This window comes from Terasakiella sediminum (genome assembly GCF_033100395.1).
In the GTDB taxonomy this organism is placed as follows: Bacteria; Pseudomonadota; Alphaproteobacteria; order Rhodospirillales; family Terasakiellaceae; genus Terasakiella.
This window is the reverse complement of record NZ_JAWLVJ010000008.1, coordinates 85,954-100,109: the sequence shown is the minus strand read 5'-3', so window position 1 is coordinate 100,109 and position 14,156 is coordinate 85,954. Positions and strand designations below refer to the sequence as shown.

At 49.3% G+C, this 14,156-nt stretch carries 14 protein-coding genes and 1 riboswitch; of the genes, 7 read left to right on the top strand and 7 right to left on the bottom strand.

The window, feature by feature from the left end; all coding sequences use genetic code 11:
* Positions 1–8: 8 nt before the first annotated feature.
* Complete coding sequence (locus tag RYZ26_RS08140) at positions 9–1,706, bottom strand: hypothetical protein (RefSeq protein ID WP_317682691.1); 1,698 nt, start codon at positions 1,704–1,706, stop codon at positions 9–11.
* A 234-nt stretch (positions 1,707–1,940) separates the two neighbouring features.
* Here RYZ26_RS08140 and RYZ26_RS08135 point away from each other — a divergent pair, with 234 nt between their 5' ends.
* Positions 1,941–4,007: a HAMP domain-containing methyl-accepting chemotaxis protein gene (locus RYZ26_RS08135; protein ID WP_317682690.1), complete on the top strand. Its 2,067-nt coding sequence runs from the start codon at positions 1,941–1,943 to the stop codon at positions 4,005–4,007.
* 3 nt (positions 4,008–4,010) lie between these two features.
* Here RYZ26_RS08135 and RYZ26_RS08130 read toward each other — a convergent pair whose 3' ends face one another.
* The 6 genes from RYZ26_RS08130 to RYZ26_RS08105 form a co-directional block, all read right to left on the bottom strand.
* Positions 4,011–5,180 carry an HD-GYP domain-containing protein gene (locus tag RYZ26_RS08130; protein WP_317682689.1) on the bottom strand — a complete coding sequence of 390 codons (1,170 nt, stop codon included), beginning with the start codon at positions 5,178–5,180 and terminating at the stop codon, positions 4,011–4,013.
* A 135-nt stretch (positions 5,181–5,315) separates the two neighbouring features.
* Positions 5,316–5,930 (bottom strand): hypothetical protein, encoded by a 615-nt coding sequence (locus tag RYZ26_RS08125; protein ID WP_317682688.1) that lies wholly within the window; start codon positions 5,928–5,930, stop codon positions 5,316–5,318.
* A 36-nt stretch (positions 5,931–5,966) separates the two neighbouring features.
* Entirely contained in the window at positions 5,967–6,515 is a 549-nt protein-coding gene (locus tag RYZ26_RS08120; RefSeq protein WP_317682687.1) for a YceI family protein, read from the bottom strand.
* Positions 6,515–7,072 (bottom strand): cytochrome b, encoded by a 558-nt coding sequence (locus RYZ26_RS08115; protein WP_317682686.1) that lies wholly within the window; start codon positions 7,070–7,072, stop codon positions 6,515–6,517. Before RYZ26_RS08115 ends, RYZ26_RS08120 begins: the two co-directional genes overlap by 1 nt.
* A gap of 24 nt (positions 7,073–7,096) precedes the next feature.
* Complete coding sequence (locus tag RYZ26_RS08110) at positions 7,097–7,669, bottom strand: YceI family protein (RefSeq protein ID WP_317682685.1); 573 nt, start codon at positions 7,667–7,669, stop codon at positions 7,097–7,099.
* A gap of 137 nt (positions 7,670–7,806) precedes the next feature.
* Positions 7,807–8,382, bottom strand: a complete 576-nt coding sequence (locus RYZ26_RS08105; RefSeq protein WP_317682684.1) for a YceI family protein — start codon at positions 8,380–8,382, stop codon at positions 7,807–7,809.
* Between the two features lie 127 nt (positions 8,383–8,509).
* A riboswitch (cobalamin riboswitch) is annotated at positions 8,510–8,716 on the top strand.
* A 98-nt stretch (positions 8,717–8,814) separates the two neighbouring features.
* Here RYZ26_RS08105 and RYZ26_RS08100 point away from each other — a divergent pair.
* The 6 genes from RYZ26_RS08100 (at position 8,815) to RYZ26_RS08075 (ending at position 14,155) form a co-directional block, all read left to right on the top strand.
* Positions 8,815–9,606: a DUF4198 domain-containing protein gene (locus RYZ26_RS08100; protein ID WP_317682683.1), complete on the top strand. Its 792-nt coding sequence runs from the start codon at positions 8,815–8,817 to the stop codon at positions 9,604–9,606.
* 15 nt (positions 9,607–9,621) lie between these two features.
* On the top strand, positions 9,622–10,242 hold the full coding sequence (cbiM, locus tag RYZ26_RS08095) for a cobalt transporter CbiM (RefSeq protein WP_317682682.1): 621 nt from the start codon (positions 9,622–9,624) through the stop codon (positions 10,240–10,242).
* 3 nt (positions 10,243–10,245) lie between these two features.
* Positions 10,246–10,821: a cobalt ABC transporter permease gene (locus RYZ26_RS08090; protein WP_317682681.1), complete on the top strand. Its 576-nt coding sequence runs from the start codon at positions 10,246–10,248 to the stop codon at positions 10,819–10,821.
* Positions 10,818–11,606 (top strand): cobalt ECF transporter T component CbiQ, encoded by a 789-nt coding sequence (gene cbiQ / locus RYZ26_RS08085; protein ID WP_317682680.1) that lies wholly within the window; start codon positions 10,818–10,820, stop codon positions 11,604–11,606. Before RYZ26_RS08090 ends, cbiQ begins: the two co-directional genes overlap by 4 nt.
* Entirely contained in the window at positions 11,599–12,276 is a 678-nt protein-coding gene (locus tag RYZ26_RS08080; RefSeq protein ID WP_317682679.1) for an energy-coupling factor ABC transporter ATP-binding protein, read from the top strand. The genes cbiQ and RYZ26_RS08080 overlap by 8 nt, the downstream gene beginning before the upstream one ends.
* 181 nt (positions 12,277–12,457) lie before the next feature.
* Positions 12,458–14,155 (top strand): hypothetical protein, encoded by a 1,698-nt coding sequence (locus tag RYZ26_RS08075; protein WP_317682678.1) that lies wholly within the window; start codon positions 12,458–12,460, stop codon positions 14,153–14,155.
* Position 14,156 lies beyond the last annotated feature (1 nt).

Below are 14,156 nucleotides of genomic sequence, written 5' to 3'. Positions count from 1 at the left end.
CTTGCGACCTAGCTCTTGAACCCGGCTTCCGCCATCATTTTATAAAAATCACGGATCATGATTTCCTTTTTCTTGGGGTCCGGTTCATGGGCTGTGAATTTCTCGATAAAGCCCGCCCCTTTTAAATGTTCAACCACCCTGGACTGGGCCAGCGACATGGCATGCCCATGTGCCCACAACACGCCGGAGCCGCAGAACTGCACCATCCGCACCGCGCGGTCATGCAAAGAAGCATCCGGGTTATCCAGCTTGTCGATCAATTTGGTATCGATCAGGTACTTTTCCACAACCCGGTCCAGCGTGGACAACAGTCGTTTCTGCATAGCATCATCCACATTTGATTCTTCGACCAGCACATGCAGGTCCTTCAAACACATCAGCCGTTCTTTGGGCCCATTGCCGTCCCCGCAGAAATCCGTAATCATCTTGGCATTGTTGCAGATCATGGACAGGCTCTGTTCAATCACATCCGGATGACTTTCCCCAAGCGGGGCATCATAAAGCGCCAGAAGATAAGGCAGGCGTGAGGCCCCATCTGGCAGCAGATCAAGCAACCATTTGATAGACAGACGTTCACCACTTTCGCCCCCCTGTTTCATAGAACGGCCATAACGACGCGACAAAGCCTCTGCCATATCAGCCCCACCCGTCATTCCGCTTGGGAAGGCCAGACGTGCAAAGAGCGCCATAAATTCAGCTTCTTCAGTAGAGGGATCATTGCGGGCCAGTGGCTGTTTGCCCGACAGTTGACGCAGGATAAAATCAAACAACATATCACGCGTGCTCATCAGTCGATCCTGCGAGAACAGGCGGCAAAACGCCATTACAGCTTCCGGTGCCGCGCCATTTGGCGTGACCTTCTTGCCATCCACCCAATCCAGCAATGTCGAAATGGCTGATGCGAGATTTCGTTGCGGGCCGAGCATATCCTGAATAAGCGTGGCAGAAGACATAATCTCTGCCAGGATGCTATCCAGTTCAAATTCCAGCTCTTTGCCCTTATCGGTTTCCAGCCAGCCAAGCACGAGACCCAATTTACCTTCCACACTGCGGTATTTCAGCAAGGTCTTGCACATCAGCACATGAAAAGCCATTGGCTTGTTGATGGAGGCTGCAGCCTGGTCAATTTCGACAAGATCTTCGCTGTCGAAGCCCTTGAAAGTTTTGGTCTTTTGAATCTTCAGCACGTCATCCATGATGGCTGAAATCTCTTCAAAGATGGCATCACGGCGCGTACGGGAATCGCCGCCAGTGTCTTTTGCCTGCAATGTCGCGATACGGTCAATCGCGGGAGAACTCAGATCGCCACCCATAAAGCGCTTGGCACGATCATGCGAATAGATCAGTTCTGACGGGATCATCCCTTCGCGATCAAAATACTGGCGCAGCAGACGGCTCATGGTGATCCGCGCGCTCAACCCCAGATAATCATCACGGTGCGCACAAGGCGGAGCTTCGTCAATATTTGCCAGGCGAACAGGTGTTGTGCGTGGACTTAGGCGTTGTTCGCTCAGGACTTTTTCGACTTCGTTCTGATCAGCGCGGGTCCAGACACGGACCAACTGCACGCCAAAATATTCCGGATTGTCATCTTCGGCAAATTCTTTATAGGCACGTTCCGCCATCTTCTTGTCGGGGAAGACTTTTTCCACAAACCAGCGGTCTTGATCATTCAATCGAACTTCGAATTTCGTGCGTTCACCCATGATATCTCTGCGCTTCTCTATACCGTTTTTAAAGCATTCTCGCGATGCTCTTCCCACTCAAGGTTTTATCTTAAGCAGATATTCAGAAAGATTCCACGAATTTTGTCATTAAACCGTACCGCAGCAAAATTAATAAACATGTCTGAACACATTAATGTGATCGCAGTTGATTAGTTCTTTCAGACAAGTCGTCGCATTGTATTAGCCAGCAATGATCAAGGAATAGAGATAAAAATGTCCCAAAGACGTACAACCTCCCTTCAAACGAAACTCACCCTTTCTTTTGCCGCCCTGTGTGGTCTGATTCTGATCAGCCTGGCGGTAACGATTTACAAAAGTAGTCAGGTCGATCAATCGGTCAGCACGATCGTGGATAAAAGCATCCCTGTCGCTTTTGCCGAAGGCCAATTGGCATCCGAAGTCAATGCCAGTATGGCCGCCCTTCGCGGCTGGGTACTGACGGCAGATGAAACGTTTAAGGGACAACGCGCCAACCTTTGGGTGCGCATCCACAAAGATATCAAAAAACTGGATAGCCTTCTGGGACAGGATAAAGCCTGGCTGAAGCTGAAAAAGGACCTGCTGGCATTTCAGGTTGCCCAGACAAAGACTGAAAACATGGCCCATAGCGCAGATGATCTTCCGGCCACCAAATTGCTGAACACCAAGGTCACCCCGCTGACAGATGGCATGCTGTCCAGTATCTCCCAGGTCTATATTGAAGAAACAGGCCGTGAAGCCACACCGGAAAGAAAACAAATGCTGGGCCAGATGGGCGATGTGCGCAGTGCCCTGGCTGTGGTGACCGGCAATGTGCGCGCCTATCTTCTAACCGGGGACAAACACTATTCAGATCAATATACTGCCGTTTGGGGCTGGGCCACAGGGCAGCTGAAAAAGCTGGAAGCAAATAAAGCTGCCCTGAGTGCAAATCAGGCCAAGTTCCTGAAAGAGTTTTCCGACTCAGCCGCAGCGGTTACGCCATTATTTTCCGAACTGGTGACGCTTCGCAGTGGGGAGAACTGGAACCAGTCGCGCAGCCTTCTGGTCAATGAAGTGATCCCACTGGCCAGCACCATCCTTAAACAACTGAGCGATGAAAAAACAGGACTGGTGGTCCAGAAACGTATGGAGATGGAACAGGGAGGTAAAGATGCGGTTGAAGCCGTCTGGGATTTGACCAATACATCATACCTTCTGGCTTTTGTGGGGGTCGGATTGAGCGTTGTCCTGGTGATCCTGTCGGTTAAAACCATTGTTACCCCGGTGCGCAACATGACCAACGCTATGACCTTGCTGGCAGAAGGTCAGGAAAATGTCGATATTCCGGACCTGGATCGCGGTGATGAAATCGGCGAAATGGCAAAAGCCCTGCAGGTCTTTAAAGAAAACAGCGAAGAACGCCTGCGTCTGGAAGCGGCCCAAAATGCAGATCAGAAACGTCGGGCTGAACGCGCCAAACGGATTGAAGAACTGAGCCACAATTTCGATAAAACCATTCGCGACGTACTGGAAAACACAGCCTCTGCAACATCACGCATGCAGGACAGTGCCCAATCCATGCAATCCACAGCGCGAACTACACTAGAACAAGCTCAATCGGTTGGTACAGCGTCTGAACAAACCCAAACCAACGTGCAGCATGTGGCCTCTGCCACCGGACAGCTTTCAAGCTCATTTGCGCAAATCAGCGAGAATGCAACCTCTTCTGTGGCCGCCATCAATGATGCCATTGAAAAGGGCGAAAATGCGTCGCGCACCGTCAATTGGATGTCCGAAGCTTCTGCGCGCATCGGCGAAGTAGTCAATATGATTGAAGATATTGCCGCCCAAACCAACCTGCTGGCGCTAAACGCCACCATCGAAGCCGCCCGTGCTGGCGAGGCTGGCAAAGGCTTTGCGGTTGTGGCAGGTGAAGTGAAAAACCTTGCCAATCAAACCGCACGCGCCACGCAAGAAATTACCGAACATATCGCGAGCATGCAGGAAACCACCGATCAGTCGGTCAGTGCCATCAAAGATGTCTGTGAAACCATTTCAAATGTCGGACAACAGGCGGGCACCGTGCGCGATACGGTGGAACAGCAATCCATCGCAACGCAGGATATTTCTGCCAATGTAGATGATGTGGCGCAAAATTCCGGTGTGATTTCAGGGAACATCAAGACCGTGGAAGGGGCCGCGACCCAGACCAATGAAGCTGCAAGCAACGTTTTGGAAGCCGTCCATGATGTATCAGCGCAGGCAGATGCGCTGAAGTCACAGGTGGAAACATTCCTGACGAATTTGAAGACGGCTTAAGCCTTAATGAACAGTGGCAGCTGGTTTATCAAAGGCCAGCTGCACGACCTGTTTGAACAATGCAAGAAGGAAGGGATCGATCTGCCCTTCCATTTTTTCCAACACCTTGATGGATTGTTCAAAACTGAAGGCAGGCTTGTAGGGGCGCTTGTCAGTTAAGCCACAGAATATATCTGCAATGGTGGAAAGCCGTGCCAACTCGTTCAATTCCTTGCCCTTCAGGCCACGGGGATAGCCAGATCCATCCAATTTTTCGTGATGCTGTTCAGCAATCACTTTAATGCCTTCGCCCACATTTTCTGTTTCTTCCAGAATATTGTGTGAATAGAGCACATGTTTTTTCAGCTCTTTCATCTGGGTTTTATCCAGATTTTCAGGCGTATTCAGAAGGTCCTGACGGGTAGCAACCTTACCCACATCCATCAACATACCGCCTGTTGTGATGGTCAGAAGCTCATCCCCCTTAATGCCAATGGCTTGCCCCAGCAAGGACATCAGGGTCGCCACTTTTACGGAATGAACATAGGTGTGATTGTTGTGATCTTTGACATTTTCAATCAGGGTCGCAGCATTGCCATCCAGCACTTCATCCATCAAAGGTGCACAACTTTCCTTATTGTCGCACATGTTCAGCGGATGGCCTTTTTTGACCTTGGTTTCAATGGCGCGGAAATTACTGGCAGAATTTTGCAAGGCCTGTTTCTGACGTTCCGGCAAACGTTTCCAGCGGTCTTCAATAGGGCCATCGACCAGCTTGCCTGCCGCATCACGCAATTGGGATTTCAGGAATGGGCGTTGCAGGTAATTCACCCGACACGCCATACGCACGGTCTTTTTGAATTCGTCTTCTTCCACCGTACCTGTCAGCAACATCGGTACATCCTGCAGCCGTTCTTCCTGTAGCTTCACTTTTATAAATTCGCGAGAATGACGAACCATCAACTGATAATCCAGCACAATCACCCCAGGTGTCACCCCTCTACGCAAGGCAAGAAGGGCCGCATCGGTCGATGAATAGAAATCTACTTCATAAACACTTTGCAGGGCAGAGACCACTTCGGTCCGGAATTTTGCCGAAGCGCAAATAACCATGGCGCGCACCAGCCCGGGTCTTTTGGATTTATCCAAAGACGCATGCCCATAGGTCGCATGTATTTGTGTAGGCGTTAGCATTGTCAGACAACTCATATATTGGAAGGCGTGCTGACTATTCTGGTCGCACTCTGCACCCACAATTATATGGCATGTTACACAAATATTTCAATACTAATGGAGTATCACGAAAGTGATTTACTATACTTTCGTATATTAATGTTGAGTCTCTTGAGACTTTTCTTTCAATAAAAGCAATGCCTTCATCGCATCTTCCACCACCGTATCACGCTCATCAATTTCTTCGATTAAAGCATCGCGCATGTTGTCGCTATAGTCCGACCATTCAGAGATATCCTGATAAAGCGCGTTATACGATTCGGCCTCATCACTTAAACCATCGATTAAAGCAGCCGTGGCAGAGGGCATTTTCATGTCATCCTGGCCACCCCAGAAGCCTTCGATAAAGCCCGCATCAATTTCTTCCACGCGCGTCATCAACAGTTCCTTGGCGTCTTCAATCGTGCTGATTTTGCCGCGTGCGCTCAGGACTTTTTGACCAGCGCCCGCCATCTTTTCCATGCGGCGCCACAGGCCCATAAAGGTGGAAAAGAAGGTTTCGGCCTCATCTTTGGTGACGAACCTTGGGAATTTATCTTCCTCCCAGAAACTGGCAACAACCATGACCGGCAGCAAATCTTTGTTCGGACTGGCCAGCGCGCCACACACCCGCATGCGCACAACATAAAAAGGTGTCTGGCTTTTATATTGTTCCAGAAACTTGGCAACACCTGCATCACCGATATATTTGCTGAGCTTCTTGGAGGCCATGATAAATTCCCACATTAATAAAAAGTGGCGGTGAACCTATTGGGCATCGGCCTTCAAGTCAAAGAAAATACGCACGTCATCCCCAACAACCGTACTGGCTGCCCACTGGCCCTGACCAATCCCAAAGGCAGTTCTGGAAACCGTCACTTCCCCTTTGGCATGAGCTGTCGTGCCATCAATTTTCAAACTAAAGGGCAGGCTGACTTCTTTTGTCACACCACGCATGGTCAAATCAGAAATCGCGACATATTCCCCTTCTCCTTTCTTTTCAATCAGTTTGGTCTCAAAGAAAGCTTCCGGGTGGGCAGCCGTGTTGAACCAGTCCGGATTGACGATATTGGCATCGCGGTCCGCACTTTGGGTATCGACACTTTTGATTGCGATGGTGATTTTGACCTTACTGTCGGCCAAAGCATCCGGGTCAAACTTGATTTGGGAATTGAAGGATTTGAAGCCCCCTTCAAATTCCGCGCCTGCCTGTGTGGCAAAGAACCCAAGCTTGCTGTTGTCGTTATTCACGGCCCAGTCTGTCGCAAGGGCAGGACTGCTGATCAAAACCATCAAAGCTGTAACAAGGCGCAGCATTACTGGTCTCCTTTATGGAAAGGCAACATACGGGTTAGCACGTCATCTTTGTTGATGAAATGATGTTTCAGGGCAGCGGCCACATGCAGGGCGATCAATCCCAAGATAGCCCAGGCCATGATGCCATGAAATGTTTTCAGATTTTCAAGCGCCGCTTTGGAAGGCTCGATCAGGGCAGGCAGAGTAAACCAGCCAAAGACACTGACCGGGAAATTCGCTGCCGAGCTCATGGCCCAGCCGGAAATCGGCATAATCAACATGACCGCATAAAGCGCAATATGGGAAAAATGCGCGCCCAGACGTTCATGAACAGGCATGTCTTTGGGCAGGTCCGGTGTCGGGTTGATGAAACGCCAGATCAGTCGCAAAACAGCCAATCCCAAAACAAGGATCCCGATGGATTTATGAATGGCGATCTGTTCAAACATTTCCGGTCCCAAAGGCAGACCTGTCATATAAAAACCGATCACATAAAGGGCGATAAAGCCAAGGACCATGATCCAGTGGAAGCCTTTGGCGATTGTGCCAAAAGAATGATATGTGTTGCGCATCGACATGGCGTTTCTCCTCACACGCAGGTCTTATTTGACCTGTGCTTCCGTTTCAATGCGGATGGTCACTTCATCACCCACCGCTGGCACATAGGTTGTCATGCCAAAGTCAGACCGTTTAATCATGCCTGTGGCTGAAAAACCAACAGCTGGCACTTTCATCATCGGGTGATTGGCTGATTTATTCAACGTCACATCCAGGGTCACTTCCTTGGTCACACCCAACAGCGTGAAATCACCAGTGATCTTACCTGTCTTTTCACCTGTTACAGCGATGGATTTGCTTTTAAAGGTCATGGACGGGTGTTTCGCAACATTGAAGAAGTCAGCAGCTTTCAGGTGCGCATCCAGCTTATCAACATCGGTATCTACACTGTTTACATCAATAGTCACATCAACGGAGCTGTTTTCCGGCTTGGCTTCGTCAAAGATCAAGGTGCCATCAAAATCCTGAAATTCCCCCTGAAAATTGGAAAAGCCCAGGTGATTGATATAAAACTCAATCGACGTATGTGATTTATCAAACGTATATTTAACCGGTTCGGCTTGCGCAGCCGTTGTAAAACCAAAAGCAAGAGCAACTGCGAGAAGTGTCTTTTTCATAAGTGTCATCCTGTAAAAAAGTAAGTAATTCATGGCCTTAAGATAGACCGTGCGCATTCAAACAGAAAGAGCTGAGAGTGAAAGAGATTGTTTCCAAAATGCAGACAATAAACACATTACTGCCATAATTAAGCAGATTATTCAGCCATCGCTTCGGTTTCAATCCGGATAGTGACTTCGTCAGAAACCAGCGGGATATACCGGGTCATTCCAAAATCTGATCGATTGATTTTCCCTGTGGCTGAAAAGCCAACGGTCGGTACTTTCTTTAAGGGATGGAGCGCTGCTTTGTTCAAGGTGGTTTCCAACATGATATCCTTGGTCACCCCATGCATGGTCAAAGCCCCCCAGATATGGCCCTTATTTTCGCCAACCACTTTAATGAATTTACTTTTAAAGGTAATGACGGGAAATTGTGCGGCATCAAACACGGCAGCTGATTCCAGATGATTATCAAGTTCCTCCACGTCGGTATCGATACTGTGAGGATAAATGGTGATATCAACGGAGCCTTCTGTCGGTTTTTCTTCATCAAACACAATCACACCTTTGAATTTTTGGAATTCCCCCTGAAAATTCGAAAAGCCCATATGGTTGATATAAAACTCAATGGAAGTATGGGACGTATCAATAATGTATTTTTTGGACGCCGCATGGGATGGCGTTGCAAAAAGCCCGATAACAAAGGCAAATATAATTAATCTATTCAGCATTCGATGTGCCTCTGTTGGTTTTATTTTCGTTTTCTATCAAAAAGATAGTCTGAATATATCTGAAAATAAAGGCCAAACACAAAAGTTGTTCGCCAACACAACCATTGACTCGTCCGCCCCTCCCATTCTAAAAGAGCCTCATGGTTCCCCAAGGGCAAGAGTCTAGGGGATTAAAAGGGAACATGGTGAGACGTACCCATCAGGGATCAAGACCATGGCTGCCCCCGCAACTGTAAGCGCAAATGTGCCGTCAACATGCCACTGGTAAAACCGGGAAGGCTGACGGGGCGAAAAAGCGCAGAGCCAGGATACCTGCCATACCAAGAAGATTGAGCGGGGTGGCTCATGGTTAAATTCACCATACACACACCATCAAACCATCACTCCGCTCGGTTTAGACATTTTTAAACTTGATCGAGGGGATCTATAAAAATGCGTATATCGCTTTTTTCTCTTTTCGCTGCTGCTGCACTTCTCCTATCACCTGCAGCACAGGCACACTTCCAACTGATTTACACTCCTGACAGCAACCAGGCCAAAGCTGGTACTGTTCCACTGAAACTGATTTTCTGGCACCCAATGGAAAATGGCCACGCCATGGACATGGGCAAGCCAGAAGAGTTTTATTCTGTCTTTAAAGGTAAAAAGACAGACCTGATGGATACCTTAAAACCCATCACGTTCAACGGCACATCCAATTCGGCCAAAGCCTATGACGGCACTGTAAAACTGAAACGTAACGGCGACTATGCACTGGTGACAGTCCCTGCGCCTTACTATGAAGAAAGTGAAGACATCTACATCCAGCAAATCACCAAAGTGTTTATCAACAAAGGTGAAACACCATCTGACTGGGCAGAACCTGTTGGTCTGAAAACAGAAATCCTGCCGCTGAACAAGCCTTATGGTGCTGTTGTTGGTTCCACATTTACAGGCGTTGTTCTGAAAAACGGCAAGCCTGCTGCGGGTGTAGAAATTGAAATCGAACATATGGTTGCTGAACCTGATATGAAAGCAAACAAACCATCCTCTGATGCGTCTTCGGCCGTACCAGGTGGGGCAATTGCTGTTGTGTCGGATGCGAACGGCCAGTTCACATTTGGCATTCCTAAAGCGGGTTACTGGGGCTTTGCGGCCTTGGGTTCCGGGCCGGACACAGAATTTAAAGGCAAAGAACTGTCACAGGACGCTGTCCTGTGGATTCAAGCCTTTGATCTGAAATAAGGGTAGGATGTAATCATGCACGTTGTAGACGGTGCCCTCTCAAACGATGTTGTCATTGCCGGCGGTGTTATCGCAGCGGCTGGCATCGGCTGGGGCCTTCGCAAGATGGATATGGAAAAAATCCCCGCAGCCGGAATGCTGGCCGCCACTTTCTTTGTGGCATCTCTCATTCACGTCCCGATCGGGCCCAGCAGTGTGCATCTGATTATGAATGGATTGGCCGGACTTCTGTTAGGATGGATGGCCTTTCCAGCCCTATTTGTCGGATTACTGCTGCAAGCCATCTTCTTTGGCTATGGCGGCGTCACCGTTTTGGGTGTCAATACGGTCGCCATCGCGCTTCCCGCTGTTGCCATGCATTACCTCTGTCGTGCGGGCATTCAAAGCGAAATCAAGAAAGTCGCCATGATTTGGGGGGCTATTGCCGGGGCAGGTTCCATCTTTAGCACGGCTCTGTTAGTGACCCTTGCTTTGGCGATTACGGGTGAAGCTTTTATCCCGGCGGCCAAACTGGTTGTCATTGCCCATCTGCCTGTTATGGTGATCGAAGGGTTCCTGTGCGCCAGTGCCATTGCGCTGATCCATAGGGTGAAACCTGAACTGCTGCGCAATTTCTCTGCCGTGCAAGGAACATAAACCATGCGTCACATCACAATTCTCAGCCTTCTTCTCTCCCTTTTACTGATCCCACAGGCCTTTGCCCATAAGGTGGTGGCATCCGGCTGGACAGATGGACAGGATATCGAAGGCGAAGTCGGATTTTCCAATGGCGATATGGCGAAAAACGGCACCATTGTTGAAATTTATGACCTGAATGATCAAAAGATCGGCGAAACTGCCGTCACCGATGACGGTCTCTTCCGTTTCACCCCGAGCAAAGCCATTCCACATAAATTTGTCGCCAATCTGGGCGCAGGCCATGTGGCACAATTTGTCATGGGTGTAGATGAACTGCCGGAAGGTCTGGCAAAAGCTGGCGGTACTGCCCCAACTTCCACACCAGCAGCTACTGTCCAAACAGCGGCATCTTCTGACATTGCACAAATCGTTGCCAAGGCAGTGCGCAAAGAAGTGCAGCCGCTTCGAAAAGAAATTGCCTCTTACAAAGAAAAGAACGACCTTCAATCCATTCTGGGCGGAATCGGTTATATCCTCGGCCTGACCGGGATTGTTTTTTACATCATGGCGCGACGCAAAGAAAAGAACAACACATGAGCCAATATGGCCCCAACGTATCAAACACCATGCGTGGACGTGGTCAGGCTGATCTGAATACCTGGATCGCCCGACTGGACCCGCGTGCCCGTGTTGTTGCGGCCTTTTTGTTTGCCTGTTGTGTCATCAGCATGGATAGTTTCATCGCCCTTGGTCTCGCCATGGGCACGGCGATTTTCCTGCTGACTTTTTCCGGTCTTCCCGCAGGCAGCACCATAAAGAAAGTCATCACCATGGATGGCTTTATCATCTTTCTGTTACTGATGCTGCCCTTCACCACACCGGGGGAAGTCTGGTTTTCCATCGGTCCACTAGATGCCACCCATGAAGGTGTCTTTAAGGCCCTTGAAATCGCACTGATTGCCAATGCGGTTGTCATGACCCTGCTTGCCTTGGTCGGCACCATTGATGCCATCAGCCTGGGCCACGCGCTGAACCGTCTGCATGTCCCGGAAAATCTGGTGCATCTGATGCTGTTCAGCGTTCGATATATCGATGTGTTGAAGGTTGAATATTTCCGCCTGCGCAATGCCATGCGCGCGCGCTGTTTCAAGCCGGGAAATAATTTACACACTTATCGTTCCATCGGGTATCTTCTGGGCATGATGCTGGTGCGCAGCCTGGAAAGGTCCGAACGCATTCTGGCTGCAATGAAATGCCGGGGTTTTCAGGGGAAGTTTTATCTTCTCTCAGACTTTCACTTTCAGCGCCGCGACCGTGTGTTTAGCCTGTGCGCTTTTTGTTTTCTCATTTTCCTTCTGTGTGTGGAATTTTACTATGGATAAGCTTATTGAACTCAAAGACATTCATTTCGCCTATCCCGCCCATCCACCAACCCTAAACGGCGTTGATTTCACACTGGAAGCAGGCGAACGCATCGCCATTAACGGTCCCAATGGCGCAGGTAAAAGCACGCTGTTTCATATCATGGTCGGGCTCAATCAGCCGACACAGGGTGAAGTCATTGCCTTTGGGGAAAAACGATCCAAAGAGGCTGATTTCAAAGACGTGCGCCGTCGTATCGGCCTGGTGTTTCAGGACCCGGACGATCAGCTGTTCTGCCCCACAGTGGCCGAAGACCTGGCTTTTGGTCTGTTGAACCTTGGCAAGGCGCAAGAAGAAGTTCTGCAAATTGTGGAAGATACCCTGCACAACATGCGCTTGGGCCACCTGCGCGACCGTGCTACCCACAATCTGTCAGGTGGCGAAAAACGTCTGGTGAGCCTCGCGTGCGTGCTTGCTATGGAACCGGAAGTTCTGTTGCTGGACGAACCCACCAATGCCTTGGATGAAGGAACGCAAGAACGACTGATCGAGATTCTAAACGATCTGCCACAGGCCCTGATCCTGATCTCCCATGATGCACATTTTCGTCGCAAAATCACCAAACGCTATCTGACGTTGGAAGACGGCCACCTAATCAGGTCAGAACCCAAATGCAAACATGCGGTTTAAGGTATAAACTTGAACGGTTTATGCAGCCAACCTAAGTATTCCTCTGTATCGAATTTGTTAACCTTTCTGATATAATTTACATCTGTTGACATAGGTGTGCGTGCAGACCATTGCATTTTCAATCATTTGTTCGTACATTTGCCAACAAAATGGTAACAAATAACCCGAGTACGGTCCTATCGTGTCAGAAGCAAAACCAGCCGATTTTGAAAAGGTCGAATTAACGACCGCCATGACAGAATTATCTTCGCTTAAACCTGAAGAAGGCAAAGCGGCAATGATGACTCAGGTCGATGGTGCGGCCCAGCGTGTGCTCAAGGTTCTTGCCGAAGGTGACCCGGATGCCTTGCAAAAAGGCACGTACCTGACGCAGATCCGCTTTGTTCTGACCATCATGGAACAATGTAAGGAATTTCGCGACGGCCAGTTCACCCGTCTGGTGCGCCAGCGTGCCGAAGAAATTATGACCGGGTTGGAGAACCTGCCCAAACGGTCCAAAGAACTAAAAGAACAGAAAAAACGCGAAGCCGCCGAAGCCAAGAAAAAAACAGCCGACGCCAAAAACGGTGGCGCTTCAGATAGCGGCAGCGACGATGATGAATATGAAGTCGGCCCAGACGGCAAAAAAAGAAAGAAAAAGAAAAAGCCGAAAGAACCGGAATTCCCGTACGAGCTGGCAGAAAAAATCTGTATTCAATCTGTTGTGCGCCACTTTGATTCCAAACTGGATGTTTTGCGAAGCACGCACCTTTATGGCCGTCATTCCATCAATGATATCGGGATTGCGCCGCTGTTCCTGTATTCCATCGAATTTAGCGTTCTGATCGAGGATGCCATCAAGGCCCTGATCATGGACAGCCGTGAAATTTTGACGCGCCGGGTTTATAACGAAACCGACCCGGAAGCGGATGAAGAAAAAATCCGCTCCGTCCTGCGCGATAAACAACGTCCTTTGTTAGAAGTTGTTGAGTCTGGTTTCTCTGGTTGGGGATCGTCACAGACCGAAGCAGCCAAACGCGCCGCCCAAGGCGATGGCCCGAAGAAAAAAGGTGGCAAGCAGGAAAAGAAAGGCGGCTTGTTCTCCAAACTGTTAGGAAAAGAGAAAAAGGCTGCCCCTGCCCCGAAGAAGGCCGGACCGAAAAAGAAAGAGACCTGGGAAAAGGTCATGGACATCTTCAAGGAAGCCGAAGCCAGAGATGAGCTTTTCTTCCCGAAAACGTTCAATTTCTCCATTCTGTCTTATCTGTCCAACATGCGTGAAAACCTCTTTAAAGGGGAAGTCGAACGGATTATCCAGATCGCAGAACAGGCATCCCAAGGTCCTAACGCCAAGGGTGCTGTGGCCCGTGCGTTGGAGCAAAGCTTCAAAAACAATGATCAGAACTTCTTTGAAATGCTGATCCTGAACCTGCTTTACACCAAAAATGCTATTGGTCTGGATGAAGTGCAAGGTGCCTGTATGGGCCAGAAACTGGATGAAGGCCGCCTGCCGCTGTCCGTTCCTGAAATGGGTCGCCGCCCGATCACTTATGCCAATCAGATCGTGAAACTGCTGAAAGCCAAAGCAGAACCGCGTGTGCTGCAAAATTGCCTGGAACATTTCTTCGAAGCCATTCTGGTACTACACCTGATCAAGTATGAAGCTGACTTCACCAAAGCCTCCCAAGTGCTGGAAGGTGAAAAAGCCAACTTGCCCAAACCGCTGCAAGGGGTTGTGGATGGGATTCTCGCCCTGATTGACCGTGTGATCTTTGCACGCCAGCAAGCCCGTGAGACCGGTGAAGATACATCGCGCAATACACGCGATAACATTGAACATACCATTGGTAAATTCATGACCGCCTATAAAGGCATGCATGAAAAAATGTCCCAAGAATAAA